Annotated in this window: 24 protein-coding genes; 15 read left to right on the top strand and 9 right to left on the bottom strand. The window is 54.4% G+C overall.

Annotated features, from left to right (window positions below):
• Positions 1-26: 26 nt before the first annotated feature.
• The 4 genes from hemY to hemC are packed head-to-tail and all read right to left on the bottom strand — an operon-like array spanning position 27 to position 4,104.
• Positions 27-1,226, bottom strand: a complete 1,200-nt coding sequence (gene hemY / locus SK35_RS23905; RefSeq protein WP_048215221.1) for a protoheme IX biogenesis protein HemY — start codon at positions 1,224-1,226, stop codon at positions 27-29.
• Between the two features lie 2 nt (positions 1,227-1,228).
• Positions 1,229-2,404, bottom strand: a complete 1,176-nt coding sequence (gene hemX, locus SK35_RS23900) for a uroporphyrinogen-III C-methyltransferase (RefSeq protein ID WP_003828975.1) — start codon at positions 2,402-2,404, stop codon at positions 1,229-1,231.
• A gap of 21 nt (positions 2,405-2,425) precedes the next feature.
• Complete coding sequence (hemD, locus tag SK35_RS23895) at positions 2,426-3,166, bottom strand: uroporphyrinogen-III synthase (RefSeq protein ID WP_003828974.1); 741 nt, start codon at positions 3,164-3,166, stop codon at positions 2,426-2,428.
• Complete coding sequence (gene hemC, locus SK35_RS23890; protein WP_003828972.1) at positions 3,163-4,104, bottom strand: hydroxymethylbilane synthase; 942 nt, start codon at positions 4,102-4,104, stop codon at positions 3,163-3,165. Before hemC ends, hemD begins: the two co-directional genes overlap by 4 nt.
• Positions 4,105-4,498: 394 nt before the next feature.
• Here hemC and cyaA point away from each other — a divergent pair, with 394 nt between their 5' ends.
• The gene (cyaA, locus tag SK35_RS23885) at positions 4,499-7,045 is read left to right on the top strand and encodes a class I adenylate cyclase (RefSeq protein ID WP_032934207.1); all 2,547 of its coding nucleotides are present in this window, start codon (positions 4,499-4,501) and stop codon (positions 7,043-7,045) included.
• A 75-nt stretch (positions 7,046-7,120) separates the two neighbouring features.
• Here cyaA and cyaY read toward each other — a convergent pair whose 3' ends face one another.
• Positions 7,121-7,441: an iron donor protein CyaY gene (cyaY, locus tag SK35_RS23880; protein WP_003828967.1), complete on the bottom strand. Its 321-nt coding sequence runs from the start codon at positions 7,439-7,441 to the stop codon at positions 7,121-7,123.
• A 138-nt stretch (positions 7,442-7,579) separates the two neighbouring features.
• Between cyaY and lptM the strand changes: the two genes are divergently transcribed.
• From lptM to corA, 8 genes are all read left to right on the top strand, one after another.
• Entirely contained in the window at positions 7,580-7,783 is a 204-nt protein-coding gene (gene lptM / locus SK35_RS23875) for an LPS translocon maturation chaperone LptM (protein ID WP_003017937.1), read from the top strand.
• A gap of 48 nt (positions 7,784-7,831) precedes the next feature.
• Positions 7,832-8,656 (top strand): diaminopimelate epimerase, encoded by an 825-nt coding sequence (dapF, locus tag SK35_RS23870; protein ID WP_003017933.1) that lies wholly within the window; start codon positions 7,832-7,834, stop codon positions 8,654-8,656.
• Complete coding sequence (locus SK35_RS23865) at positions 8,653-9,360, top strand: DUF484 domain-containing protein (protein WP_048215220.1); 708 nt, start codon at positions 8,653-8,655, stop codon at positions 9,358-9,360. The genes dapF and SK35_RS23865 overlap by 4 nt, the downstream gene beginning before the upstream one ends.
• Complete coding sequence (gene xerC / locus SK35_RS23860) at positions 9,357-10,259, top strand: tyrosine recombinase XerC (protein WP_048215219.1); 903 nt, start codon at positions 9,357-9,359, stop codon at positions 10,257-10,259. The genes SK35_RS23865 and xerC overlap by 4 nt, the downstream gene beginning before the upstream one ends.
• A complete protein-coding gene (gene yigB, locus SK35_RS23855; protein ID WP_008787086.1) occupies positions 10,259-10,975 on the top strand; it encodes a 5-amino-6-(5-phospho-D-ribitylamino)uracil phosphatase YigB in 717 nt (238 codons plus the stop codon). Before xerC ends, yigB begins: the two co-directional genes overlap by 1 nt.
• Positions 10,976-11,063: 88 nt before the next feature.
• Complete coding sequence (gene uvrD, locus SK35_RS23850; RefSeq protein WP_003828957.1) at positions 11,064-13,226, top strand: DNA helicase II; 2,163 nt, start codon at positions 11,064-11,066, stop codon at positions 13,224-13,226.
• A gap of 247 nt (positions 13,227-13,473) precedes the next feature.
• Complete coding sequence (ysgD, locus tag SK35_RS23845) at positions 13,474-13,530, top strand: YsgD/CorL family protein (RefSeq protein ID WP_212723238.1); 57 nt, start codon at positions 13,474-13,476, stop codon at positions 13,528-13,530.
• A gap of 154 nt (positions 13,531-13,684) precedes the next feature.
• The gene (gene corA, locus SK35_RS23840; protein WP_003017920.1) at positions 13,685-14,635 is read left to right on the top strand and encodes a magnesium/cobalt transporter CorA; all 951 of its coding nucleotides are present in this window, start codon (positions 13,685-13,687) and stop codon (positions 14,633-14,635) included.
• A 72-nt stretch (positions 14,636-14,707) separates the two neighbouring features.
• Here the strand turns inward: corA and rarD are convergent, their stop codons facing one another.
• Positions 14,708-15,601 (bottom strand): EamA family transporter RarD, encoded by an 894-nt coding sequence (gene rarD, locus SK35_RS23835; protein ID WP_048215218.1) that lies wholly within the window; start codon positions 15,599-15,601, stop codon positions 14,708-14,710.
• A 51-nt stretch (positions 15,602-15,652) separates the two neighbouring features.
• Positions 15,653-16,120, bottom strand: a complete 468-nt coding sequence (gene yigI, locus SK35_RS23830) for an acyl-CoA thioesterase YigI (RefSeq protein WP_003017917.1) — start codon at positions 16,118-16,120, stop codon at positions 15,653-15,655.
• Positions 16,121-16,285: 165 nt separating this feature from the next.
• Here yigI and pldA point away from each other — a divergent pair, with 165 nt between their 5' ends.
• The 3 genes from pldA (at position 16,286) to rhtC (ending at position 19,757) form a co-directional block, all read left to right on the top strand.
• Positions 16,286-17,155, top strand: a complete 870-nt coding sequence (gene pldA / locus SK35_RS23825; RefSeq protein WP_003828947.1) for a phospholipase A — start codon at positions 16,286-16,288, stop codon at positions 17,153-17,155.
• 88 nt (positions 17,156-17,243) lie between these two features.
• Positions 17,244-19,073, top strand: coding sequence for an ATP-dependent DNA helicase RecQ (recQ, locus tag SK35_RS23820; protein WP_008787089.1), 1,830 nt, complete (start codon positions 17,244-17,246; stop codon positions 19,071-19,073).
• Between the two features lie 63 nt (positions 19,074-19,136).
• Complete coding sequence (gene rhtC / locus SK35_RS23815) at positions 19,137-19,757, top strand: threonine export protein RhtC (protein WP_003828942.1); 621 nt, start codon at positions 19,137-19,139, stop codon at positions 19,755-19,757.
• A 45-nt stretch (positions 19,758-19,802) separates the two neighbouring features.
• Here the strand turns inward: rhtC and rhtB are convergent, their stop codons facing one another.
• Complete coding sequence (gene rhtB / locus SK35_RS23810; protein ID WP_003828938.1) at positions 19,803-20,423, bottom strand: homoserine/homoserine lactone efflux protein; 621 nt, start codon at positions 20,421-20,423, stop codon at positions 19,803-19,805.
• A 110-nt stretch (positions 20,424-20,533) separates the two neighbouring features.
• Between rhtB and pldB the strand changes: the two genes are divergently transcribed.
• The 3 genes from pldB to SK35_RS23795 all read left to right on the top strand — a co-directional run bounded on the left by pldB (position 20,534) and on the right by SK35_RS23795 (position 23,345).
• Entirely contained in the window at positions 20,534-21,550 is a 1,017-nt protein-coding gene (gene pldB / locus SK35_RS23805) for a lysophospholipase L2 (RefSeq protein WP_048215217.1), read from the top strand.
• A 15-nt stretch (positions 21,551-21,565) separates the two neighbouring features.
• The gene (yigL, locus tag SK35_RS23800; protein WP_008787091.1) at positions 21,566-22,366 is read left to right on the top strand and encodes a sugar/pyridoxal phosphate phosphatase YigL; all 801 of its coding nucleotides are present in this window, start codon (positions 21,566-21,568) and stop codon (positions 22,364-22,366) included.
• Positions 22,367-22,445: 79 nt separating this feature from the next.
• Positions 22,446-23,345, top strand: a complete 900-nt coding sequence (locus SK35_RS23795) for a carboxylate/amino acid/amine transporter (RefSeq protein WP_008787092.1) — start codon at positions 22,446-22,448, stop codon at positions 23,343-23,345.
• Here the strand turns inward: SK35_RS23795 and metR are convergent.
• Positions 23,233-24,186, bottom strand: a complete 954-nt coding sequence (gene metR, locus SK35_RS23790) for an HTH-type transcriptional regulator MetR (RefSeq protein WP_003017908.1) — start codon at positions 24,184-24,186, stop codon at positions 23,233-23,235. The genes SK35_RS23795 and metR overlap by 113 nt on opposite strands.
• Positions 24,187-24,237: the final 51 nt, after the last annotated feature.

The following is a 24,237-nucleotide window of genomic DNA, read 5'->3' as shown; positions in this document are numbered from 1 at the left end:
CGAAAGCGCCACCGGGCATTCAGGAGTTACTGCGGGGGATTGTTGTTCTGCAGCGTCAACATCAGGCCATCACGGCGCATGGTGGCGGCTTCTTCCGGCTGGTGCAGTCTGTCCAGCGCGTCAGCAAGCCAGGCGTAGTCATAGGCATCCGGGCGCTGTTTAAGAGCGGCACGGAAGGCGAGCGTAGCTTCCTGCCATTCCCCATGCTTCATTAACGACTGACCCAGCGTACTCCACAGCAACGGGCGATCGCCCACGGCTTTAATCTGCTGGCGCAGCACTTTTTCTATCTGTTCCGGATTATTGGTTTTCAGACGCGGGATCGGCAGCACCAGGCGGTCATCGTACTGACGTTTCAAACCATCAATGATGACCTGCTGCGCCGTATCGTGATCGTCACACTCAATCAGATGTTCAGCCATCGCCACCTGCAGGGCAACCTGATGACGGGTTTTACGGCTCTGGTTTTTCCACCATGCACGCAGCCCCTCGCTGCCCTGATCGGCGCGGACTTGATCCATCAAGCCAACCCATGCCTGTTGTTCCAGCATGGCGCGGTGCTCATCATCACCCACATGCGCTTTTGCCATGGATGGGATGATATCCAGCAAGGAACTCCATGCGCCGGTGCGAATGTAGGCCTGCTCAGCCAGACGCAGCACTTCCGGATGACGTGGCGTCACTTCCAGCAGTTTGTCTACGCTGTGGCGTGCGGCGTGATTTTCATTACGCGCCAGTTGCAGGCGAACGCGAGCGATTTCTACCGGGATCGTATCATTTCCGGCCAGTTCGGCAGCACGCTCAAGGTGTTGGTTGGCGCGCGCTTCGTCACCGCGCTGCTGAGCCGCTTCTGCCGCCAGCAGGTAATTCACTACCGGCTGTTCTGCATGATCGGCATTTTTCGACATCAGCTTCTCAACCTGCTGATAGTCACCTTCTGCCAGTTTGAGTAGGGCCTGTTCGGTCTGCTTACGGGCGCGACGGCGCTTACGACCCACAAACCACCCACGGGTATGTGCGCCGGTGCGGAAAATTCGGCGCAACAGCCATTCAATCGCAAACAGGACGACCATGGCGACGATCAGGATGATCACCAGGCCCGTCACGCTGGTTTCGATATTGTAGTTATCCGTCTGGATCAGCACGTAACCCTGATGACCAGCTATCATCGGACCGACGACGATCCCGGCGATCAACAGCACAAAGAGCAACAATACTTTTAGCATCATTATTCTCCTTGCGGCGCGGTTGCCGGAGCGTCTGTCGAAGGCGCTGGCGCTGCTGCTACCGGTGCTGTGGCAGGCTGCGCCAGTAAATTACGTACGCGGGTCTGCATTAACTTGTCGAGAATAGCCTGGCTCTGCAGCGTTTCCGGAACATCCATACTGATGCTTTGCTGGCTCAGTTGGTCTACTTCTTCAAGGAACGCTTTGGTCGCTGCATCGTCGGTGTCGTAGTAAGCACGCACCCATGTGGAGACATTTTCCAGCGCCTGGCGGTATGTCTCTTCCTGGTGACGCGGCACGGCCTGTGCGGCCACTAACAGACGAGAACGGATGTTCTCACGTAAGTAAACGTCCTGGTTCGGTGCCAGCAGCGGGACGGCGGTTTCATCACGACGACGAATAGTGATGAAGCTGTCCATAAAGTTCTGCCAGCTTTTTTGCAGATTGACGCGCCATTCGCTAATCGAGCTGGAAAGCTCGCTGCTGTCGGAGTCCATTGGTGAATCGTCGGTGTCGTTGTCGGCCAGACGCAGGTTATCAATCTGATTAGAGAGCTGATTCACTTTCAGGATAATGCCGTCATAGTCGACCTGAGTCACCGCGGAGAGGCTCGCGATGTCGTCAGTAATCGCACGTCGCGCGGTAATTAAGCTCGGGTCGTTCATATCTGCCAGACTGGCGTCGGCGCTTTTCAACAGCGCCGCGGCGGTGGTGACGTCCTGATCGCTCCATAATTTACGACCGGCCAGTTTCACCAGAAAATCAGCCTGCGCCAGCAGCCATGTGCCAGCATCGCTGCCGGAGATGGTGGCGACTTTTTGCTGGACCTCATCAAGCTGTTTGACCAGCGCGGCCTGCTGGCGAGTGGCTTCATCCAGCTGTGTTGCCTGCTGTTTAATAATGCCTTCCAGCTCAGCTTTTTGGCTTTCCTGCGCTTTTTGCAGCGCCGTCAGCTGGTTCGCCAGCGCATCGCTGGTTGCCGTTTGTGTTGTTGCCTGTTGTTTCCCCCAGCCGTACAGCCCAACGCCTGCAGCCAGCGCAATAGCAATCGCCACAGCGCTCAGAATCAGCGCCGTACTGTTCTTACTCTTTTTTTCAGTATTGACTGGCTGTGACGTGGTTTCCACGGCCTCCCTGGTCTCTTCAACCACGGCGGAGGATTTTTCTTGTTCCGTCATTATGGCATCCCATTATGAGAGTTATTGTAATGCGCGTAGTAGCGCATCGTTGTCGGCGTTATCAGCGACCTTAATATCTTGCCAGCCCAGTTCCCGGGCGAGGTGCGCCAGACGCTCACTGACGACCAACAGCCGACAGCGTAGTAACCAGTGCTCACGATACCACTGCGGAATGAGCGACCAGAGCTGTTGTAGCATCTCTCCGCTGGTGACAACCACCGTGGTTACGCCACGGGATTGCCAGCGCATAGCTTCTTCCGCACCATCGTAATGTTTTGCACTGCGTTGATAACATTCACAAAAATCGACATCGGCTCCGCGTGCCGTCAGGGTTTCACCTATCAGCTCCCGGCCACCGTTGCCGCGTAATATAAGCGCGCGTTTTCCCGCAATATTTTGTAATTCAGGTAATTGTAGCAAGACTTCGCTAATTTCCCGATCCAGAGGGTAGTGAATATTGAAGCCGCTAACAGTATGCAGCGCCAGCGCCGTTGTACGGCCAATGGCAAAATAACGCGGAAGGGATGGCCAGCTTTTCTCTTGCTGGCGAAGCTCGGCATCTGCAAAGGTGACGGCGTGCTGCGAGAGAGCGAAGACCAGATCGTTCTCCGTCAGCGCCGACAGTCGGGAAGCAACCGTTGCCAGTTCCCGACCAGGTGAAAACTCGATGAGCGGAAAACTCCAGGCCACCTGCCCCAGTGTGCGCAGTCGGCTCACTAACTCTTCCCCTGCGGGAGACGGGCGGGTGACCAGAATACTCATGCGGGGGCTTCTCCGTTATAAACTTCCGCCAGAATGGCGCGCGCACCGTTCTCCAGCAGTTCTTCTGCCAGAGATATACCCATCTGTTCGGCATCCTGTGTGGCGCCGCGACGTTCTCCGCATACCATCTGTGAACCGTCAGGCGCGCCGACCAGCGCACGTAGCCAAATCTCACCGTCGATGATTTCGGCATAGCTGCCAATAGGTACCTGACATCCCCCTTCCAGGCGGGTGTTCATGGCGCGTTCTGCTTTGACGCGTAGCGCGGTCTCTTCATGGTTGAGCGGCGCTAACAGCGCCTGAGTGCGCATATCATCCAGTCGACATTCTATGCCTACTGCGCCTTGCCCAACAGCGGGCAGGGAGACTTCCGGCGGCAGAGCGGTGCGGACTCGCGACTCAAGACCTAAACGTTTTAATCCGGCGACTGCCAGAATAATGGCGTCATAATCGCCGTTATCCAGTTTGCTGAGGCGCGTGCCTACGTTGCCGCGCAGCGAACGGATGACGAGATCCGGGCGACGCTTCGCCAACTGGCACTGGCGGCGCAAACTGGATGTCCCGACGATGCTGCCTGCGGGGAGTTCATCCAGCGAGTTGTACTTATTTGAGACGAAAGCATCACGCGGATCCTCTCGCTCACAAATGGTGACCAGTCCAAGACCGTCAGGGAATTCAACCGGCACATCCTTCATGGAATGCACAGCGATATCGGCGCGTTTTTCCAGCAGCGCGACTTCCAGTTCTTTAACAAACAACCCTTTCCCCCCAACCTTCGCCAGCGGGGTATCAAGGATCACATCGCCACGGGTTACCATAGGAACCAGTTCCACGATCAGACCGGGGTGGTTTGCCATTAAGGCGTCTTTGACATAATGTGCCTGCCAGAGCGCAAGGGGGCTTTGGCGTGTGGCAATTCTCAAAACATTGTCTAACATGCTTGTTACCGTCATTATCAATCATTGACCATCCTAACATCCTTATCAAAGGGATGTCAGCGTTACGCTCAAACGTAAGTGAGAGGAAAAGGCGCTGCATCATCACTGGCAGTGAATAATGACGAGAAACCTCCCGACCGTATGAAGGAATTTACACGTAACGAACGGTGCTACACTTGTATGTAGCGCATCTTTCTTTACGGTCAATGAGCAAGGTGTTAAATTGATCACGTTTTAGACCATTTTTTCGGCTGAACAGCATAAAAAAATATGGGCGAAAAACAGGTAACGGTTATTTTTGACATACGGTTTATCCGAATTGATGGCGATTATTGTGAGCGCTTGCGCCGCGGCAATCGACAACATGACGGATAGCAACATCAGGCGATACGTCTTGTACCTCTATATTGAGACTCTGAAACAGAGACTGGATGCCATAAATCAACTGCGTGTGGATCGCGCGCTTGCTGCCATGGGACCTGCCTTCCAGCAGGTATACAGTCTGCTGCCGACATTATTGCACTACCACCATCCGCTGATGCCGGGTTACCTCGATGGTAACGTTCCCAAAGGCATATGCTTTTACACGCCTGATGAAACCCAACGCCACTACCTGAACGAACTGGAACTGTACCGCGGTATGTCGCCGCAGGATCCTCCCAAGGGCGAACTGCCGATCACCGGCGTTTACTCAATGGGTAGCACCTCTTCGGTAGGGCAAAGCTGTTCCTCTGACCTTGATATCTGGGTCTGCCATCAATCCTGGCTGGATAGCGAAGAGCGCCAGCTGCTGCAGCGAAAATGTAGCCTGCTGGAAAGCTGGGCCGCTTCGCTGGGCGTTGAAGTCAGTTTCTTCCTGATTGATGAAAACCGTTTCCGTCACAATGAAAGCGGCAGTCTGGGTGGTGAAGACTGTGGCTCGACGCAGCATATCCTGTTGCTTGATGAATTCTATCGCACCGCTGTGCGCCTCGCGGGTAAACGTATTCTGTGGAATATGGTGCCGGGCGACGAAGAAGAGCATTACGACGATTACGTCATGACGCTCTACGCACAGGGGGTGTTAACGCCAAACGAATGGCTAGATCTCGGCGGGCTCAGTTCGCTTTCCGCCGAAGAGTACTTTGGCGCCAGCCTCTGGCAGTTGTACAAGAGTATCGACTCCCCGTACAAAGCGGTGCTGAAAACGCTGCTGCTGGAAGCCTATTCCTGGGAATACCCAAATCCACGCCTGTTGGCGAAAGATATTAAACAGCGCCTGCATGACGGCGAGATCGTCTCTTTTGGTCTCGATCCTTACTGCATGATGCTGGAGCGCGTTACCGAGTACCTCACGGCGATCGAAGATCCGACGCGCCTGGATTTAGTGCGTCGATGTTTCTACTTAAAAGTGTGTGAGAAACTGAGCCGTGAGCGCGCCTGCGTGGGCTGGCGTCGTGAAGTATTAAGTCAGTTAGTGAAAGAGTGGGGCTGGGATGACGCCCGTCTGACCATGCTGGATAACCGTGCTAACTGGAAGATTGACCAGGTACGCGAAGCACATAACGAACTGCTCGATGCGATGATGCAGAGCTATCGTAACCTGATCCGCTTTGCGCGGCGCAATAACCTCAGCGTCAGCGCCAGCCCGCAGGATATCGGCGTGCTGACCCGTAAGCTATATGCCGCGTTTGAAGCGTTGCCGGGTAAAGTCACGCTGGTGAACCCACAGATATCTCCGGATCTCTCGGAACCGAATCTGACCTTTATCCATGTACCGCCGGGTCGCGCCAACCGTTCAGGTTGGTATCTCTACAACCGCGCGCCTAACATGGACTCGATCATCAGTCATCAGCCGCTGGAATATAACCGCTATCTCAACAAGCTGGTGGCGTGGGCTTGGTTCAATGGCCTGCTGACCTCGCGTACGCATTTGTTTATTAAGGGCAACGGCATTGTTGATTTGCCGAAGCTGCAGGAAATGGTCGCCGACGTGTCGCACCACTTCCCACTGCGACTGCCTGCGCCAACGCCGAAAGCGCTCTATAGCCCATGCGAAATTCGCCACCTGGCGATTATCGTTAACCTCGAATATGACCCGACGGCAGCGTTTCGCAATCAGGTGGTGCATTTTGATTTCCGTAAGCTGGACGTCTTCAGCTTTGGCGAAGAGCAAAATTGCCTGGTGGGTAGCGTAGACCTGCTGTACCGCAACTCGTGGAATGAAGTGCGTACGCTGCACTTCAACGGCGAGCAGGCGATGATTGAAGCGTTAAAAACGATTCTGGGCAAAATGCACCAGGATGCCGCGCCGCCGGATAGCGTCGAGGTCTTCTGCTATAGCCAGCATCTGCGCGGTTTAATTCGCACCCGCGTGCAGCAACTGGTGTCTGAGTGCATCGAATTACGCCTCTCCAGTACCCGTCAGGAAACCGGACGCTTCAAAGCGCTGCGCGTTTCCGGGCAGACGTGGGGACTGTTCTTCGAGCGCCTGAACGTTTCGGTACAGAAGCTGGAAAACGCGATTGAATTCTATGGCGCGATTTCACATAACAAACTGCACGGGCTTTCCGTCCAGGTTGAGACCAACCATGTGAAACTGCCGTCGGTGGTCGACGGTTTTGCCAGTGAAGGGATTATTCAGTTCTTTTTCGAAGAAACGGGTGATGAGCAGGGCTTTAATATCTACATTCTGGACGAAAGCAATCGGGCCGAGGTGTATCACCACTGCGAAGGTAGCAAAGAGGAGTTGGTACGAGACGTCAGCCGTTTCTACTCATCGTCGCACGATCGTTTTACCTACGGCTCCAGCTTCATCAACTTTAACCTGCCGCAGTTCTATCAGATTGTGAAAACCGACGGGCGCGCGCAGGTGATTCCGTTCCGCACCCAGCCGATTAGCGCTGTTCCGCCAGCCAGTCAGGACAACGACACGCCGCTGTTACAGCAGTATTTCTCGTGAGTTAACTTACCCGGTGGCGCGACGCTTACCGGGCTAAAGTAGGCCGGATAAGCAAAGCGCATCCGGCACTAAAGCTTAGCGGAAGCTCACCTCTTCACCCGCCTGCTGCGTTGCCGCTTGTTCCAACAGATCCCAGAACGTTTCGCCGCTTCGGTCGCAGATCCATTCGTCGCCTTTCAGGTCAAAGTGGTAGCCGCCCTGTTTGGTCGCCAGCCACACCTGGTGGAGCGGCTCCTGACGGTTAATGATAATTTTGCTGCCGTTTTCGAAGCTGATGGTCAGCACGCCGCCGTTGATCTCACAATCGATATCGCTGTCGCCATCCCAGTCATCCAGACGTTCTTCAATGGTCATCCACAGGGTGTCAGCAAGGCGATGAAATTCACTGTCGTTCATTTTCTTATCCTATTTTTCGTGATGCCCGCAGTATAACGTGGAATAAATCGCGATGCAGTTTTTAGCCAAACTCTTGCTTTTACGCCTTCTCCTGCGATGATAGAAAACAGAAAGCATGAACTTTACAGGCAATCCATAATGAAAAACGTGTTAAAGCCACTCGCTGTCATTTTTACTCTGTTCAGCCTGACGGGCTGTGGGTTAAAAGGCCCGCTCTATTTCCCGCCAGCTGATAAAACCGCGCCGCCTCCGACCAAGAGCGTTCAGCCGCAATCGCAATCCACCACGCCTGAGAAAAACGATCGTGGGATTAGTGATGGGCCTTCTCAGGTGAATTACTAACGGCAGGAATAGATTTACATTTCTGTACCCGCGTGAACGGAGTGAATGATGCAATTCTCTAAAATGCATGGCCTTGGCAACGATTTTATGGTCGTCGACGCGGTAACGCAGAATGTCTTTTTCTCACCAGAGCTGATCCGCCGCTTGGCCGACAGACATCTCGGCGTTGGATTTGATCAACTGCTGGTGGTTGAGCCTCCGTATGATCCGGAGCTGGATTTCCACTACCGTATTTTTAATGCCGACGGCAGTGAAGTGTCACAGTGTGGCAATGGCGCCCGCTGTTTTGCCCGTTTTGTTCGCCTGAAAGGGCTGACTAATAAACGTGATATTCGCGTCAGTACCGCGAATGGTCGTATGGTATTAACCGTAACCGACGACGAGCTGGTGCGGGTGAATATGGGCGAACCCAATTTTGAACCCTCGCAGGTTCCTTTTCGCGCTAACAAAGCAGAGAAGACCTATATTATGCGCGCGGCCGAACAGACAGTATTGTGCGGCGTGGTTTCAATGGGGAACCCGCACTGCGTGATTCAGGTTGATGATGTTGATACGGCCACGGTAGAAACACTGGGACCGGTTCTGGAAAGCCACGAACGCTTCCCTGAACGCGCCAATATCGGATTTATGCAGGTGGTAAAACGCGAGCATATCCGGCTGCGCGTCTATGAGCGCGGCGCGGGTGAAACGCAGGCCTGCGGCAGCGGTGCGTGCGCTGCCGTTGCGGTCGGTATCCAGCAGGGTCTGCTGGCAGAAGAAGTGAGGGTGGAATTACCGGGCGGTCGACTTGATATCGCCTGGAAAGGTCCGGGTCATCCGCTGTATATGACTGGCCCGGCGGCACATGTCTACGACGGATTTATTCACTTATGAAGCAACCAGGGGAAGAACTACAGGAAACGCTCATGGAGCTGGACGACCGGGCGGTCGTCGATTACCTGCAACGTAATCCTGAGTTTTTTATCCGTAATGCCCAGGCCGTTGAAGCGATGCGAGTTCCGCACCCAGTGCGGGGCACGGTCTCTTTAGTGGAATGGCATATGGCGCGGGCACGTAATCATATTAACGTGCTGGAAGAGAACATGGCGTTGTTGATGGAACAAGCCAACGCCAATGAAAGCCTGTTCTATCGTCTGTTAAATCTGCAAGGGCGGCTGGTGTCGGCCAGCAGTCTTGACGACATGCTGATGCGACTTCATCGCTGGGCGCGTGAGTTAGGGCTGGCCGGAGCGACGGTTCGTCTGTTCCCGGATCGCTGGCGACTTGGCGCGCCATCAAAATTCACCCATCTGGCATTAAGCCGTCAGGCTTTTGAACCGCTGCGTATCCAGCGTCTGGGTCAGTCACAGCACTATCTTGGGCCGCTCAATGGTCCGGAATTGCTGGTCATGATGCCGGAGGCGAAAGCCATAGGCTCGGTGGCGATGTCGATGCTCGGGCAAGATGGCTCTCTGGGCGTGATGCTGTTTAGCAGCCGTGACGTTAATCATTACCAGCAGGGGCAAGGCACGCAATTGCTGCAGGAAATCTCGCTGATGTTGCCGGAACTGCTGGAGCGCTGGATTGAACGCGTATGACCGATTCACCCCTTTCTCAGGATGTGGCGCGCTTTTTGCGCTATCTGGGCGTTGAGCGTCAGCTTAGCCCGGTCACATTGCTTAATTATCAGCGTCAGCTTGATGCCATCATTGCGTTAGCCGGAGAGACCGGTCTGCAAAGCTGGCAACAATGTGATGCTGCGATGGTACGTAGTTTTGCTGTTCGCTGCCGTCGTAAAGGACTGGGGCCGGCGAGTCTGGCACTGCGTCTCTCCGCGTTACGCAGTTTCTTCGATTGGCTGGTTAATCAGGGCGAGCTGAAAGCTAATCCGGCAAAAAGCGTTTCCGCGCCGAAAGCACCGCGTCATCTCCCTAAAAATATCGATGTCGACGATGTTAATCGTCTGCTGGATATCGATCTCAACGATCCCCTTGCTGTGCGCGATAGAGCAATGCTGGAAGTGATGTACGGCGCGGGTCTGCGTTTATCTGAGTTGGTTGGGCTGGATATTAAACATCTCGACCTCGACACCGGCGAAGTGTGGGTGATGGGTAAGGGCAGTAAAGAGCGTCGTCTGCCGATTGGCCGCAACGCGGTGGCTTGGATTGAGCACTGGCTGGATCTACGCGGGCTATTTGGCAGCGATGACGATGCGCTATTTCTGTCCAAACTGGGCAAACGTATTTCGGCGCGTAACGTGCAGAAACGATTTGCTGAATGGGGTATCAAGCAGGGGCTGAACAGCCACGTACATCCCCACAAATTGCGTCACTCCTTTGCGACGCATATGCTTGAGTCGAGCGGCGATCTGCGCGGAGTGCAGGAGTTATTGGGGCATGCCAATCTCTCCACGACCCAAATCTATACCCATCTTGATTTTCAACACCTGGCTTCAGTGTACGATGCGGCGCATCCGCGCGCCAAACGGGGGAAATAATGCGTTTTTACCGGCCTTTGGGGCGCATTTCTGCGCTCACCTTTGACCTTGATGACACCCTTTACGATAACCGTCCCGTTATCACACGCACCGAGCAGGAAGCGCTCGCGTTTGTACAGAATTACCATCCGGCGTTGAATTCGCTGCAAAATAGCGACCTACAGCGCTTACGCCAGGCCGTACGCGACGCCGAGCCGGAAATCTACCACGATGTTACCCAATGGCGTCACCGTGCCGTAGAGCGCGCTATGCTGGAGGCGGGGTTGTCAGCGGCAGAAGCCAGAATGGGGGCGAATGCGGCGATGATGAATTTTGCCAAATGGCGTAGCCGCATTGAAGTCCCGCAGCCGACGCATGACACGCTGAAGGCGCTGGCCCGCAAATGGCCGCTGGTGGCGATCACCAACGGTAACGCGCAGCCGGAACTGTTTGGCCTGGGTGATTACTTTGAGTTTGTGCTTCGCGCCGGTCCCGACGGGCGATCAAAACCCTTTAGCGACATGTACACCTTGGCGGCGGAAAAACTGAAAATGCCTGTGGGTGAGATTCTGCACGTGGGTGATGACCTGACGACGGACGTCGCGGGCGCCATCCGTTGTGGTATGCAGGCCTGCTGGATCAAACCGGAAAATGCCGACCTGATGCAAACCGCAGACAGTCGTTTGCTTCCGCATATCGAAATTTCACAGTTGGCATCTCTGACCTCGCTGATATAATCACCAGCAGAACTCTGTATATATACCCAGCTTTTTGGCGGATGGCGCTACGCTTATCCGCCTTACCTACTTTTACGCGGCGGTGCCAATGGACGTTTCTTACCTGCTCGACAGCCTTAATGATAAACAGCGTGAAGCGGTGGCCGCGCCACGCAGCAACATGCTGGTTCTGGCAGGCGCGGGGAGTGGTAAAACGCGCGTGCTGGTGCACCGTATCGCCTGGTTACTGACGGTTGAGAACAACTCGCCGTACTCCATTATGGCGGTGACCTTTACCAACAAAGCGGCGGCGGAAATGCGCCACCGTATCGGCCAGATCATGGGAACCAGCCAGGGCGGTATGTGGGTGGGGACATTCCACGGTCTGGCCCACCGCCTGCTGCGCGCGCACCATATGGATGCGAACCTGCCGCAGGATTTTCAGATCCTCGACAGTGAAGACCAACTGCGTTTGCTCAAGCGTCTGATCAAAGCGATGAACCTTGATGAGAAGCAGTGGCCACCGCGTCAGGCGATGTGGTTCATCAACAGCCAGAAAGACGAAGGGCTGCGTCCGCATCATCTGCAAAGCTACGGCAACCCGGTTGAGCAAACCTGGCAGAAAGTGTATCAGGCTTACCAGGAAGCGTGTGACCGCGCGGGGCTGGTGGATTTCGCCGAGCTGCTGCTGCGCGCCCACGAGCTGTGGCTCAACAAACCGCATATCCTGCAGCACTACCGCGAACGTTTTACCAATATCCTGGTGGACGAATTTCAGGATACCAACAACATTCAGTACGCGTGGATCCGCCTGCTGGCGGGCGATACCGGCAAGGTAATGATCGTCGGTGATGACGATCAGTCAATCTACGGCTGGCGCGGAGCGCAGGTGGAGAACATCCAGCGCTTTCTCACGGATTTCCCCGGCGCAGAAACTATTCGCCTGGAGCAGAACTACCGCTCGACTAACAATATCCTCAGCGCGGCCAACGCCCTGATTGAAAACAACAACGGGCGTCTGGGTAAAAAGCTGTGGACCGATGGCGTCGACGGCGAACCGATCTCGCTGTATTGCGCGTTCAACGAACTCGATGAAGCGCGCTTCGTGGTCAATCGCATCAAAACCTGGCAGGACAACGGTGGTGCGCTGGAGCAATGCGCCATTCTGTATCGCAGCAACGCCCAGTCGCGCGTACTGGAAGAGGCGTTGTTACAGGCCAGCATGCCGTATCGGATTTATGGCGGGATGCGTTTCTTCGAACGCCAGGAAATCAAAGATGCGCTCTCTTACCTGCGCCTGATCGCCAACCGCAATGACGACGCCGCATTTGAACGTGTGGTGAATACGCCCACCCGCGGGATTGGCGATCGTACTTTAGATGTGGTGCGTCAGACCTCCCGTGACCGCCAGCTAACGTTGTGGCAGGCCTGTCGTGAGCTGTTGCAGGAAAAAGCCCTCGCGGGTCGCGCCGCCAGCGCCTTACAGCGCTTTATGGAGCTGATTGACGCACTGGCGCAGGAGACCGCCGATATGCCGCTGCACGTGCAGACTGACAGGGTGATTAAAGACTCCGGCCTGCGCATGATGTACGAGCAGGAAAAAGGCGAGAAAGGCCAGACGCGTATCGAAAACTTAGACGAACTGGTGACGGCAACGCGCCAGTTCAGCTACAACGAAGAAGACGAAGACTTAATGCCGTTGCAGGCGTTCCTGTCTCACGCCGCGCTGGAAGCGGGCGAAGGGCAGGCGGATACCTGGCAGGATGCGGTACAGCTGATGACGCTGCACTCGGCGAAAGGTCTGGAGTTCCCGCAGGTGTTTATCGTGGGGATGGAAGAAGGTATGTTCCCCAGCCAGATGTCGCTGGACGAAGGTGGTCGCCTCGAAGAAGAGCGCCGTCTGGCTTACGTAGGTGTGACCCGCGCGATGCAAAAGCTGACGCTGACCTACGCCGAAACGCGTCGTCTGTACGGCAAAGAGGTTTACCATCGTCCGTCGCGCTTTATCGGCGAACTGCCGGAAGCGTGCGTTGAAGAGGTTCGCCTGCGCGCCACTGTCAGCCGACCGGTGAGCCATCAGCGGATGGGTACGCCAATGGCGGAAAATGATACCGGCTATAAGCTCGGCCAGCGAGTGCGCCACGCTAAATTTGGCGAGGGCACTATCGTCAACCTGGAAGGAAGCGGCGAACACAGTCGTTTGCAGGTCGCGTTCCAGGGGCAGGGGATCAAATGGCTGGTTGCCGCCTACGCCAGACTGGAAACGGTATGATCGCCTGATGTCGCTGCGCTTATCAGGCCTACGCGGAACGTAATATTTTGATTTGTAGGCCGGATAAGGCGAAGCCGCCATCCGGCTATCTGTCGGTTAATATTCTGAAATCATAGATAAATAATTCCCCTCTGCTAACCTTTCTGTATAAGGGGAAATTATTACTTTTTCGCCATCCGTTGCGTGTTGACGTCAAAATTTTGCTGGCGTAACATGCGCGCACGATTACGCTAAGAGGACATTCGCCTTGGACACACCCAGTAGATACTGGCTCATTATCCTGTCATCCAGGATCAACTCCTAAGGCTATCCCTTTTTGCTGATAGCCTTCGCGGTTGTCAGCGACCTTCTGTTTTTTCCCGTCGCGCTGAGTCAGGCTGTTTAATGGTCTGAAACCCAATTTGTTTCTGTGTGCCCTCCGAACTGTCCGATAATTTTTTGCATTGGGAGTCCCGGTCATGCTGAGCGCATTTCAACTGGAAAACAATCGTTTAACTCGCCTTGAGGCAGACGAGATCGAGCACCTGGCCAGTTCGGTTTGGGTCGATTTAGTCGAGCCGGATGACGAAGAACGAAACCGTGTGCAAAAGGACTTGGGCCAGAATCTGGCTACGCGCCCTGAACTGGAAGACATCGAAGCATCCGCACGTTTTTTTGAAGACGAAGACGGTCTGCACATCCACTCCTTCTTCTTTTACGAAGACGCCGACGATCACGCGGGTAACTCAACCGTCGCATTTACCATTCGCGAAGGCCGCCTGTTTACTCTGCGCGAGCGCGAACTGCCGGCCTTCCGCCTGTACCGCATGCGTGCGCGTAACCAGGCGATGGTGGATGGTAACGCTTACGAGCTGTTGCTCGACCTGTTCGAAACCAAAATTGAACAGCTGGCAGATGAAATCGAAAACATCTACAGCGACCTGGAAAAACTCAGCCGTGTGATCATGGAAGGGCGTCAGGGCGATGAGTATGACGAAGCGCTGTCGACGTTGGCGGAACTGGAAGATATCGGCTGGAAAGTACGTCTGTGTCTGATGGATACCCAGCGCGCGCTGAACTTCCTGGTGCGTAAAGCGCGTTTGCCGGGCAGTCAGCTGGAGCAGGCGCGTGAGATCCTGCGCGATATCGAGTCACTGCTGCCGCATAATGAATCGCTGTTCCAGAAGGTTAACTTCCTGATGCAGGCGGCGATGGGTTTTATCAACATCGAGCAGAACCGCATCATCAAGATCTTCTCGGTGGTTTCTGTGGTATTCCTGCCGCCGACGCTGGTGGCTTCCAGCTACGGGATGAACTTTGAGTTTATGCCGGAATTGCACTGGAGCTTCGGTTACCCGGGCGCGATTGTCTTTATGATGCTCGCGGGTTTGGCGCCGTATCTGTACTTTAAGCGCAAGAACTGGCTGTAATAACTGTACTTATCCGGCCTACGGCGATGTGCTTTTGTAGGCCGGATAAGCGAAGCGCCATCCGGCACTCCCCTAGCTCCGACGAACCCGTCGTTGCGTATAAATCGCATCCATCACGAAAATCGCCAGCGCCACCCAGATAAACGCAAACGTGACCATTTTATCCGTTCCCGGAACTTCACCATAGAAGGTGACGGCCAGCAGGAACATCAGCGTAGGCCCGATATACTGGAAGAATCCCAGCGTGGACAGACGCAGGCGGGTTGCCGCGCCGGTAAAGCACAGCAGCGGAATGGTGGTCACGACACCCGCGGCAATCAGCAGCAGGTTGAGCGAGATGGGGTTTTGCCCCATATGGCTGGTTGAGCTGTCCGCAATGCCAAACAGATAGATGGCGGCGACAGGTAAAAGCCACAGGGTTTCGATCAGCATGCCGGTTTGTGCTTCGACGGCAATCTTCTTGCGCACCAGCCCATAGAACGCAAAGCTGAACGCCAGTCCCAGCGCGATTATTGGCAGCGATCCGAAGGTCCACAGCTGTACCAGCACGCCGCAGGCGGCTAACAGTACCGCCAGCCACTGCATGCGACGAAAGCGCTCACCGAGGAATAGCATTCCCAGCACAATATTCACCAGTGGGTTAATAAAATAGCCGAGGCTGGCTTCCAGCATATGGTGATTATTGACCGCCCAAATGAACAGCAGCCAGTTTCCGCCGATGAGCACTGCAGAGAGCGCCAGCAGGAAGATCTTCTTTGGCGTTTGTAGCAGCGTTTTGACGCCTGACCACTGGCGGCTGATGCTCATCAGTACCACCATAAAGAAAAATGACCAGATGACGCGGTGCGTCAGGATCTCATCCGCCGGAACATAGTAAATCAGCTTGAAGTAGGCGGGAGCGATACCCCAAATAAAATAAGCAGCAAGAGCGAGTAGCACGCCCTGCCGCGTTTGTTTAGCATCCATCGGGAAAACTCATTGCAGAAATGTAACAGCAGTTTACCTTTTTTTAGGCACTTACCCCACCATATAAGTGGCGGTTGCGCTGGCAATATAAAGCTGTTCTTCGTTATGCAATTCCACGCGCGCAACAGCGACTTTATTACCCGCCCGCAGCAGGCTACTGGTGGCGGTAAAGCGATTCCCTCTTCCGGGGCGCAGATAATCAACACGCAAATCGATTGTACCCATGCGTGACATCCGCTGACGCAGTTCGTCCTCGCTGATCGTTTCATGGCGGGTCAGCGTACTCCCAACGCATACCAGCCCGGCGGCGACGTCCAGCGCCGAGGCGATCACGCCGCCATGCAGAATGCTTTGCGCCCAGTTGCCGACCATCATCGGTTGGTTATTAAAGGCTAATTGAGCAAATTCTTTCTCATAGCGTTCGAGCTCTAGTCCCAGCGCCCGGTTAAACGGCATATGATAGACAAACATTTCACCCACTAACTTCAGCGCTTCCTCAGCAGTAAGTACGGCAGACATACGATCCCTACATCTCAATGGTTAATGAAATGTTGATACTATGCTTATTATTTGTTGTTTTCTACTTTAGGACGGGATAACTAACGAGTAACTAGCTAAGTATGTAGAATACTTGCCAGATAATTATACAATTCATCAATATTTTGGTTCAGGAGAACATTACCGATGCGGGCGATTCTGGGATGGTTACTACCAGCAATTATGCTGCCGTTGACCGCTTATGCGCAGGAAGCGACAGTGAAAGAGATTCATGATGCACCGGCGGTTCGTGGCAGTATTATCGCCAATATGCTGCAGGAACATGACAACCCTTTCACGCTTTATCCTTATGACACCAACTATCTTATTTACACCAATACCAGCGACATGAACAAAGAGGCGATCAGCAGTTATAGCTGGTCCGAAAATGCGCGCAAAGATGAGGTTAAGTTTCAGCTAAGCCTGGCGTTTCCGCTCTGGCGCGGGATATTAGGCCCAAACTCGGTACTTGGCGGTTCCTATACCCAGAAGTCCTGGTGGCAGCTTTCGAACAGTGAAGAGTCTTCACCGTTTCGCGAAACCAACTACGAACCGCAATTGTTCCTCGGTTTCGCCACCGACTATCGCTTTGCCGGTTGGACGCTTCGTGATGTCGAAATGGGTTATAACCATGACTCCAACGGCCGTTCCGATCCCACGTCACGTAGCTGGAACCGTCTTTATACCCGTCTGATGGCTGAAAATGGTAACTGGCTGGTGGAAGTTAAGCCGTGGTACGTGATTGGTAGCACCGACGATAACCCTGATATCACTAAATACATGGGCTACTATCAGCTGAAAATGGGGTATCACCTGGGTGACGCGGTTATCAGCGTGAAAGGCCAGTACAACTGGAATACCGGCTACGGCGGCGCAGAGCTGGGGGCCAGTTACCCCATCACGAAGCATGTGCGTCTATACACTCAGGTCTACAGTGGTTACGGCGAATCGCTGATTGACTACAACTTCAATCAGACGCGTGTCGGTGTGGGCGTGATGCTCAACGATATCTTCTGATAAGTATTGAGAGTATTTTAATCATTGCAGTTTCTCTCTCAGGCGCTGAAAATAGCGCCTGTTTTTATTTCGGGCGAATGGGGTTAATGTGGCGCAGGCGGAAGTGTTGAATCTGGAAATGGGCGCTAAACAGGTTTTGCAGGAAACCTTTGGCTACCAACAGTTTCGCCCCGGTCAGGAAGAAATCATTGATACCGTGCTCTCTGGTCGCGACTGCCTGGTCGTTATGCCGACCGGCGGCGGTAAATCCCTGTGCTATCAAATTCCCGCATTATTGCTAAACGGACTCACCGTTGTTGTTTCCCCGCTGATTTCCCTGATGAAAGATCAGGTCGATCAACTGCTAGCCAACGGCGTGGCGGCGGCGTGCCTGAATTCTACTCAAAGTCGTGAACAGCAGCTTGAGGTGATGGCGGGCTGCCGCAGCGGGCAGATTCGCTTACTGTATATTGCGCCCGAACGCCTGATGCTGGATAACTTCCTTGAGCATCTGGCGCACTGGAATCCGGTGCTGCTGGCGGTTGATGAAGCGCACTGTATTTCGCAGTGGGGGCATGATTTCCGCCCCGAGTACGCTGCGCTGGGCCAGTTACGTCAGCGTTTCCCGACGCTGCCGTTTGTGGCGCTGACCGCGACCGCGGATGAGACAACCCGGCTGGACATTGTGCGTCTGCTGGGACTGAACGATCCGTTAATTCAGATCAGCAGCTTTGACCGCCCGAACATTCGCTACATGCTGATGGAGAAGTTTAAGCCGCTCGATCAGCTGATGCGCTACGTGCAAGAGCAGCGCGGTAAGTCTGGCATTATCTATTGTAACAGTCGCGCCAAAGTCGAAGACACCGCCGCGCGTCTGCAAAGCCGTGGCATCAGCGCCGGGGCTTATCATGCCGGGCTGGAAAACGCCGTACGCGCCGAGGTGCAGGAGAAATTCCAGCGTGATGACCTGCAAATCGTAGTGGCGACCGTGGCGTTCGGTATGGGGATCAACAAACCTAACGTACGCTTCGTGGTGCATTTCGATATTCCGCGCAATATCGAATCCTATTACCAGGAAACCGGCCGCGCCGGGCGTGATGGCCTGCCGGCGGAAGCCATGCTGTTTTACGATCCGGCTGATATGGCATGGCTACGCCGTTGCCTCGAAGAGAAACCCGCTGGGCAACTGCTGGATATCGAACGGCATAAGCTCAATGCGATGGGGGCGTTTGCCGAGGCGCAAACCTGTCGTCGTCTGGTGCTGCTGAACTATTTTGGCGAAGGGCGTCAGGAGCCTTGCGGTAACTGCGACATCTGCCTCGATCCGCCAAAACAATACGACGGACTTATGGATGCGCGCAAAGCGCTGTCGACGATTTACCGTGTTAACCAACGCTTCGGCATGGGGTACGTCGTGGAAGTGCTGCGCGGAGCGAATAACCAGCGTATTCGCGAACTGGCTCATGACAAACTGCCGGTCTATGGCATTGGTCGCGAGCAAAGCCACGAACACTGGGTGAGCGTTATTCGCCAGCTTATTCACCTGGGCCTGGTGACGCAGAATATTGCTCATCACTCCGCGTTACAGCTAACAGAAGCCGCGCGTCCGGTGTTGCGCGGTGACGTTGCGTTACAGCTTGCTGTACCACGTATTGTGGCGCTGAAACCGCGTGCGATGCAGAAATCCTTCGGTGGTAACTACGACCGCAAACTGTTCGCCAAATTGCGTAAGCTGCGTAAAGCCATTGCCGACGAAGAGAACATTCCGCCGTACGTGGTGTTCAACGACGCCACGCTGATTGAAATGGCGGAGCAGATGCCGGTTTCACCGAGTGAAATGCTAAGCGTCAACGGTGTGGGGATGCGGAAACTTGAGCGTTTCGGTAAAGAGTTTATGGCGCTTATTCGCGCACACGTTGATGGTGACGACGAAGAGTAGTCAGCCGGGCAAAAAAGTGCCAGGATGGTGACTCACTGAACTATTCCCCCGCGAGTCATTTTTATGTTAACGCTATTTTTCACCGTTGCGTTGGTGCATATCGTTGCGCTGATGAGCCCCGGTCCCGATTTCTTTTTTGTTTCTCAAACTGCGGTTAGCCGTTCGCGCAAAGAAGCTATGATGGGTGTGCTGGGCATTACCTGCGGCGTCATGGTCTGGGCTGGCGTGGCACTGCTCGGCCTGCATCTGATTATCGAAAAAATGGCCTGGCTGCATACCATTATTATGGTAGGCGGGGGGCTGTATCTGTGCTGGATGGGTTATCAGATGCTGCGCGGCGCGTTTAAAAAACAGGATGTTGCAGCGCCCACTCCGCAGGTGGAGCTGGCGCAGAGCGGACGCAGCTTTTTGAAAGGTCTGCTGACCAACCTGGCGAACCCTAAAGCCATTATCTATTTTGGCTCCGTCTTCTCATTGTTCGTTGGCGACAACGTGGGAACGGGCGCGCGTTGGGGGATCTTTGCTCTGATTATCGTGGAAACGTTGGCGTGGTTTACCGTGGTCGCCAGCCTGTTTGCGCTCCCGAAAATGCGTCGTGGCTATCAGCGTCTGGCGAAGTGGATTGATGGTTTTGCCGGCGCGCTGTTCGCAGGCTTCGGTATCCATCTGATTATTTCGCGCTAATTTACCAGCAGGCCGGATAAGCGCTAGCGCCATCCGGCACTCACATCACGCATGCCTTGCCGATGCCAGCAGGGCGCCTATCAGCATAAACAGCGAGCCAAACACTTTGTTGAGCGCCTTCATTTGCTTTGGCCCTTTAATCCAGCCAGCAATGCGCGTGGCCAACGTCGCGTAACCGATCATCACAATGATATCGACCACGATGGTCGTGACGCCAAGCACCACGTACTGCATCAACTGCGGTTCCTGCGGCAGGATGAACTGCGGGAACAGAGCGGCAAGAAAAACTATGCTCTTGGGATTGGTCAGATTAACAAAGACCGCGCGTTTGAACAGCCGGCTGCGCGATTGCGTATTCGCCATGGTATTCAGATCGATAGCACCCGCCGCGCGCCATTGCTGAATACCCAGCCAAATCAGATAGGCCGCTCCCGCCCACTTCAGCACCTCAAATGCGATCACCGAACGTGAAAATAGCGTTCCCAGTCCTACGCCAACCAGAACGATATGAATACCCAACCCGGTCTGCAAACCCGCAATCGACGCGCTGGCACCGCGATATCCGTGGCTGATGGCGGTGGTCATGGTATTGATAGCGCCAGAGCCTGGGGACAAGCTCAAAATAATAGAGGTCAGCAGGTAGGCGAACCACCATTCAAAGGTCATGAGAAACTCCCGGATTGTCTATTTTTATGCCACAATACGCTACTGCCGTTAGGTTGTGTCAGTGACGGCGAAAAAAACGATTTTACTTGGTCAGCGAGGCTGGATACCCGATGTTTCAGCAGCAAAAAGACTGGGAAACAAGAGAAAACGCGTTTGCTGCTTTTTCCATGGGGCCACTGACAGATTTCTGGCGTCAGCGGGAAGAAGCGGAATTTACGGGCGTGGATGATATTCCCGTACATTTTGTTCGTTTTCATGCAGAAAAAAACGATCGCGTCATCGTCGTCTGTCCTGGACGCATTGAAAGCTACGTGAAATACGCTGAACTGGCGTATGACCTGTTTCATTCTGGTTTTGACGTTCTCATTATCGATCACCGTGGCCAGGGGCGTTCCGGGCGTATGCTTTCGGATCCGCACCGCGGTCATGTCGATAACTTTAATGATTATGTCGACGATCTAACCGCCTTCTGGCAGCAGGAAGTGCTACCCGGCCCGTGGAGAAAACGCTATATCCTGGCGCATTCAATGGGCGGGGCGATTGCCACGTTATTCCTGCAACGCCACCCGAATCAGTGTGATGCCATCGCGCTTTGCGCACCGATGTTTGGTATTGTGATGCGCTTTCCCGACTGGATGGTGCGCCATATACTGGACTGGGCCGAAGGGCATCCGCGGATCCGCGAAGGTTATGCGATGGGAACCGGGCGCTGGCGGGCGCTGCCGTTCGGTATGAATGCGTTAACCCATAGTCGACAGCGCTATCGGCGCAATCTGCGCTTTTATGCTGATGAGCCGCGGTTGCGCGTTGGTGGTCCCACCTATCACTGGGTACGTGAAGGGATTCTGGCTGGCGAACAGGTTTTGGCTGGCGCCGGGGATGATGCGACGCCGACGCTGCTGATTCAGGCTGAAGAAGAGCGTGTGGTAGATAACCGCATGCACGATCGTTTTTGTGAACTCCGCGCCGCAGCAGGCCATCCTGTAGAAGGGGGGCAGCCGCTTGTCATCAAAGGCGCGTACCATGAGATCCTTTTTGAAAAGGACGCCATGCGCTCAGTCGCGCTTAACGCTATTGTCGAATTTTTAGACAAGCATAACTCATCCAGCGGAACCCGCTTTGCCTAGAGGTTGAATTTTCTTATGTATCAGGTTGTTGCGTCTGATTTAGACGGTACGCTGCTTTCTCCCGACCATACTCTGTCCCCTTATGCCAAAGAGACGCTGAAGTTATTGACCGCTCGCGGCGTTAACTTCGTGTTTGCGACTGGCCGTCATCATGTTGATGTGGGGCAAATTCGCGATAACCTCGGCATTAAAACCTACATGATCACGTCCAATGGCGCGCGCGTGCATGATTCTGACGGGAATCTGGTGTTTTCCCATAACCTGGATCGCGATATTGCCAGCGACCTGTTTGGCGTAGTGAATGCAAACCCGGACATCGTGACCAACGTATATCGTGATGATGAGTGGTTTATGAATCGCCATCGTCCGGACGAAATGCGTTTCTTCAAAGAAGCGGTGTTTAACTATTCACTGTTTGAACCTGCATTACTGGAGCCTGAGGGCGTCAGCAAAGTGTTCTTCACCACCGACTCTCACGAAAGGCTACTGCCGCTGGAGCAGGCGATCAACGCCCGCTGGGGCGATCGCGTCAACGTCAGCTTCTCTACGCTTACCTGTCTGGAAGTCATGGCTGGCGGCGTATCGAAAGGTCATGCGCTGGAAGCGGTAGCAAAAGCGATGGGCTACAGCCTGAAAGACTGCATCGCCTTTGGCGATGGGATGAACGATGCGGAAATGCTCTCCATGGCAGGTAAAGGCTGCATCATGGGCAACGCCCACCAGCGCCTGAAGGATCTGCACCCGGAACTGGAAGTCATTGGTCTTAATGCCGACGATGCCGTGCCACACTATCTGCGTGAACTGTTTTTGCAGTAACCTTCTGTTCGTTAGCTGACCAGTTGTCAACTAAAAACTCCGCTACAATGGGTGTACCTTTTGTTAAGAGACATCCATTGTGGCGTTACTCATCATTACCACAATTCTGTGGGCCTTTTCCTTTAGCCTGTTTGGCGAGTACCTTGCCGGTCATGTCGATAGCTATTTTGCGGTGCTGGTGCGCGTTGGGCTGGCGGCGTTGGTGTTCCTGCCGTTTTTACGTACTCGTGGGCACAGCGTAAAAACGATCGGGCTGTATATGCTGGTGGGGGCCATGCAGCTTGGCATTATGTACATGCTGAGTTTTCACGCCTATCTGTACCTGACGGTTTCAGAACTGCTGCTCTTTACCGTGCTGACGCCGCTCTACATTACGCTGATTTATGATCTGATGAGCGGACGTCGTCTGCGCTGGAGTTACGCCTTTAGTGCGTTACTGGCGGTGATTGGCGCGGGGATCATTCGTTACGATCAGGTGACCAGCCACTTCTGGACCGGTCTGCTGCTGGTGCAGTTGTCCAATATCAGCTTTGCCATTGGTATGGTGGGCTATAAACGTCTGATGGAGACGCGGCCAATGCCGCAGCACAACGCCTTTGCCTGGTTTTATATGGGCGCCTTTATGGTGGCTGTCGTGGCCTGGTTCATGCTGGGCAATGCGCAGAAAATGCCTGCAACCACGCTACAGTGGGGAATTCTGGTCTTTCTTGGCGTGGCGGCGTCCGGCATTGGTTACTTTATGTGGAACTACGGCGCGACCCAGGTGGATGCGGGCACGCTGGGCATCATGAACAATATGCATGTCCCTGCCGGACTGCTGGTTAACCTGGCTATCTGGCATCAACAACCTCACTGGCCAAGCTTCATCATTGGTGCGGCTGTGATAGTGGCTTCACTGTGGGTACATCGAAAGTGGGTCGTTCCGCACTCCGTACAAACGGTAGGTGATCGCAGGCGTGATTCCGCGCTGAGCGAATAAACGCTTCTGTGACCGGCTGTCGCTGCTCGCCATCACGCACGGCGGCGTACAGTCGGCTCCACAATCCATCACCCAGGGTTTTGGTCACTACCAGGCCCTGGCGTTCAAAACTCTCCACCACCCAGTGCGGTAATGCCGCGATACCCATTCTGGCTGCAACCATCTGAATCAGCAGCAAGGTGTTATCCACGCTTTTCAGCGACGGACTAACGCCTGCAGGCTGCAGAAAATGCCGCCATACATCCAGTCGACTCCGCTGTACCGGGTAAATCAGCAGCGTCTCGCTGGCCAAATCTTCCGGTGTGATTTGTGTTTTGCTGGCCAACGGATGGTCAGGCGCCAGTACCAGGCGGACTTCAAAATCAAACATCGGTGAGTAGTGCAATCCGCTGCGCGGCAGGATGTCGGAGGTTAACACCAGATCCAGCTCATCCTGCTGTAGCGCTGGTTGCGGATCGAACGTCACGCCGGATTTAAAGTCCATCTCCACCTGCGGCCAGTTGGCACGAAAATTCTCCAGCGCGGGCGTCAGCCATTGAATACAACTGTGACATTCAATCGCGATTCGCAGCCGGGTTTGCTGCGGTTCGTTGCAGGCCTGCAGCGCACGACCAATTTGCGGCAACACCTGATTGGCTAACTGCAGCAGGATTTCTCCCTGCGGCGTAAAGCGCAGAGGCTGGCTTTTACGGATAAAAAGTCGAAAGCCAAGGCGCTGCTCCAGATCGCTGAACTGGTGAGAAAGGGCGGATTGGGTCTGATGCAACGTCGCCGCTGCGGCTGCCAGAGAACCACTATTCCGCAACGCCTGGAGCGTTTTCAGGTGTTTAATCTCGATCATGAAAGTCCTTCACTTCGGCATGAACAAATTGCGCTTGAGGAATATACAGTA

Origin of the sequence: Citrobacter sp. MGH105 (assembly GCF_001037485.2) — a bacterium.
Lineage (GTDB): Bacteria > Pseudomonadota > Gammaproteobacteria > Enterobacterales > Enterobacteriaceae > Citrobacter > Citrobacter portucalensis.
The sequence above is the reverse complement of the archived record's forward strand: the minus strand, read 5'-3'. Positions and strand labels throughout refer to the sequence as shown.

Coding starts and splice junctions, on each gene's coding strand:
- yigI (WP_003017917.1), bottom strand. CDS start 16,120: ATGTCTGCCGTACTTACTGCTGAGGAAGCGCTGAAGTTAGTGGGTGAA.
- cyaY (WP_003828967.1), bottom strand. CDS start 7,441: ATGAACGACAGTGAATTTCATCGCCTTGCTGACACCCTGTGGATGACC.
- rarD (WP_048215218.1), bottom strand. CDS start 15,601: ATGGATGCTAAACAAACGCGGCAGGGCGTGCTACTCGCTCTTGCTGCT.
- rhtB (WP_003828938.1), bottom strand. CDS start 20,423: ATGACCTTTGAATGGTGGTTCGCCTACCTGCTGACCTCTATTATTTTG.
- hemX (WP_003828975.1), bottom strand. CDS start 2,404: ATGACGGAACAAGAAAAATCCTCCGCCGTGGTTGAAGAGACCAGGGAG.
- dapF (WP_003017933.1), top strand. CDS start 7,832: ATGCAATTCTCTAAAATGCATGGCCTTGGCAACGATTTTATGGTCGTC.
- rhtC (WP_003828942.1), top strand. CDS start 19,137: ATGTTAACGCTATTTTTCACCGTTGCGTTGGTGCATATCGTTGCGCTG.
- pldB (WP_048215217.1), top strand. CDS start 20,534: ATGTTTCAGCAGCAAAAAGACTGGGAAACAAGAGAAAACGCGTTTGCT.
- uvrD (WP_003828957.1), top strand. CDS start 11,064: ATGGACGTTTCTTACCTGCTCGACAGCCTTAATGATAAACAGCGTGAA.
- hemD (WP_003828974.1), bottom strand. CDS start 3,166: ATGAGTATTCTGGTCACCCGCCCGTCTCCCGCAGGGGAAGAGTTAGTG.
- lptM (WP_003017937.1), top strand. CDS start 7,580: ATGAAAAACGTGTTAAAGCCACTCGCTGTCATTTTTACTCTGTTCAGC.
- yigB (WP_008787086.1), top strand. CDS start 10,259: ATGCGTTTTTACCGGCCTTTGGGGCGCATTTCTGCGCTCACCTTTGAC.
- metR (WP_003017908.1), bottom strand. CDS start 24,186: ATGATCGAGATTAAACACCTGAAAACGCTCCAGGCGTTGCGGAATAGT.
- xerC (WP_048215219.1), top strand. CDS start 9,357: ATGACCGATTCACCCCTTTCTCAGGATGTGGCGCGCTTTTTGCGCTAT.
- hemC (WP_003828972.1), bottom strand. CDS start 4,104: ATGTTAGACAATGTTTTGAGAATTGCCACACGCCAAAGCCCCCTTGCG.
- SK35_RS23865 (WP_048215220.1), top strand. CDS start 8,653: ATGAAGCAACCAGGGGAAGAACTACAGGAAACGCTCATGGAGCTGGAC.
- hemY (WP_048215221.1), bottom strand. CDS start 1,226: ATGCTAAAAGTATTGTTGCTCTTTGTGCTGTTGATCGCCGGGATCGTC.
- yigL (WP_008787091.1), top strand. CDS start 21,566: ATGTATCAGGTTGTTGCGTCTGATTTAGACGGTACGCTGCTTTCTCCC.
- pldA (WP_003828947.1), top strand. CDS start 16,286: ATGCGGGCGATTCTGGGATGGTTACTACCAGCAATTATGCTGCCGTTG.
- corA (WP_003017920.1), top strand. CDS start 13,685: ATGCTGAGCGCATTTCAACTGGAAAACAATCGTTTAACTCGCCTTGAG.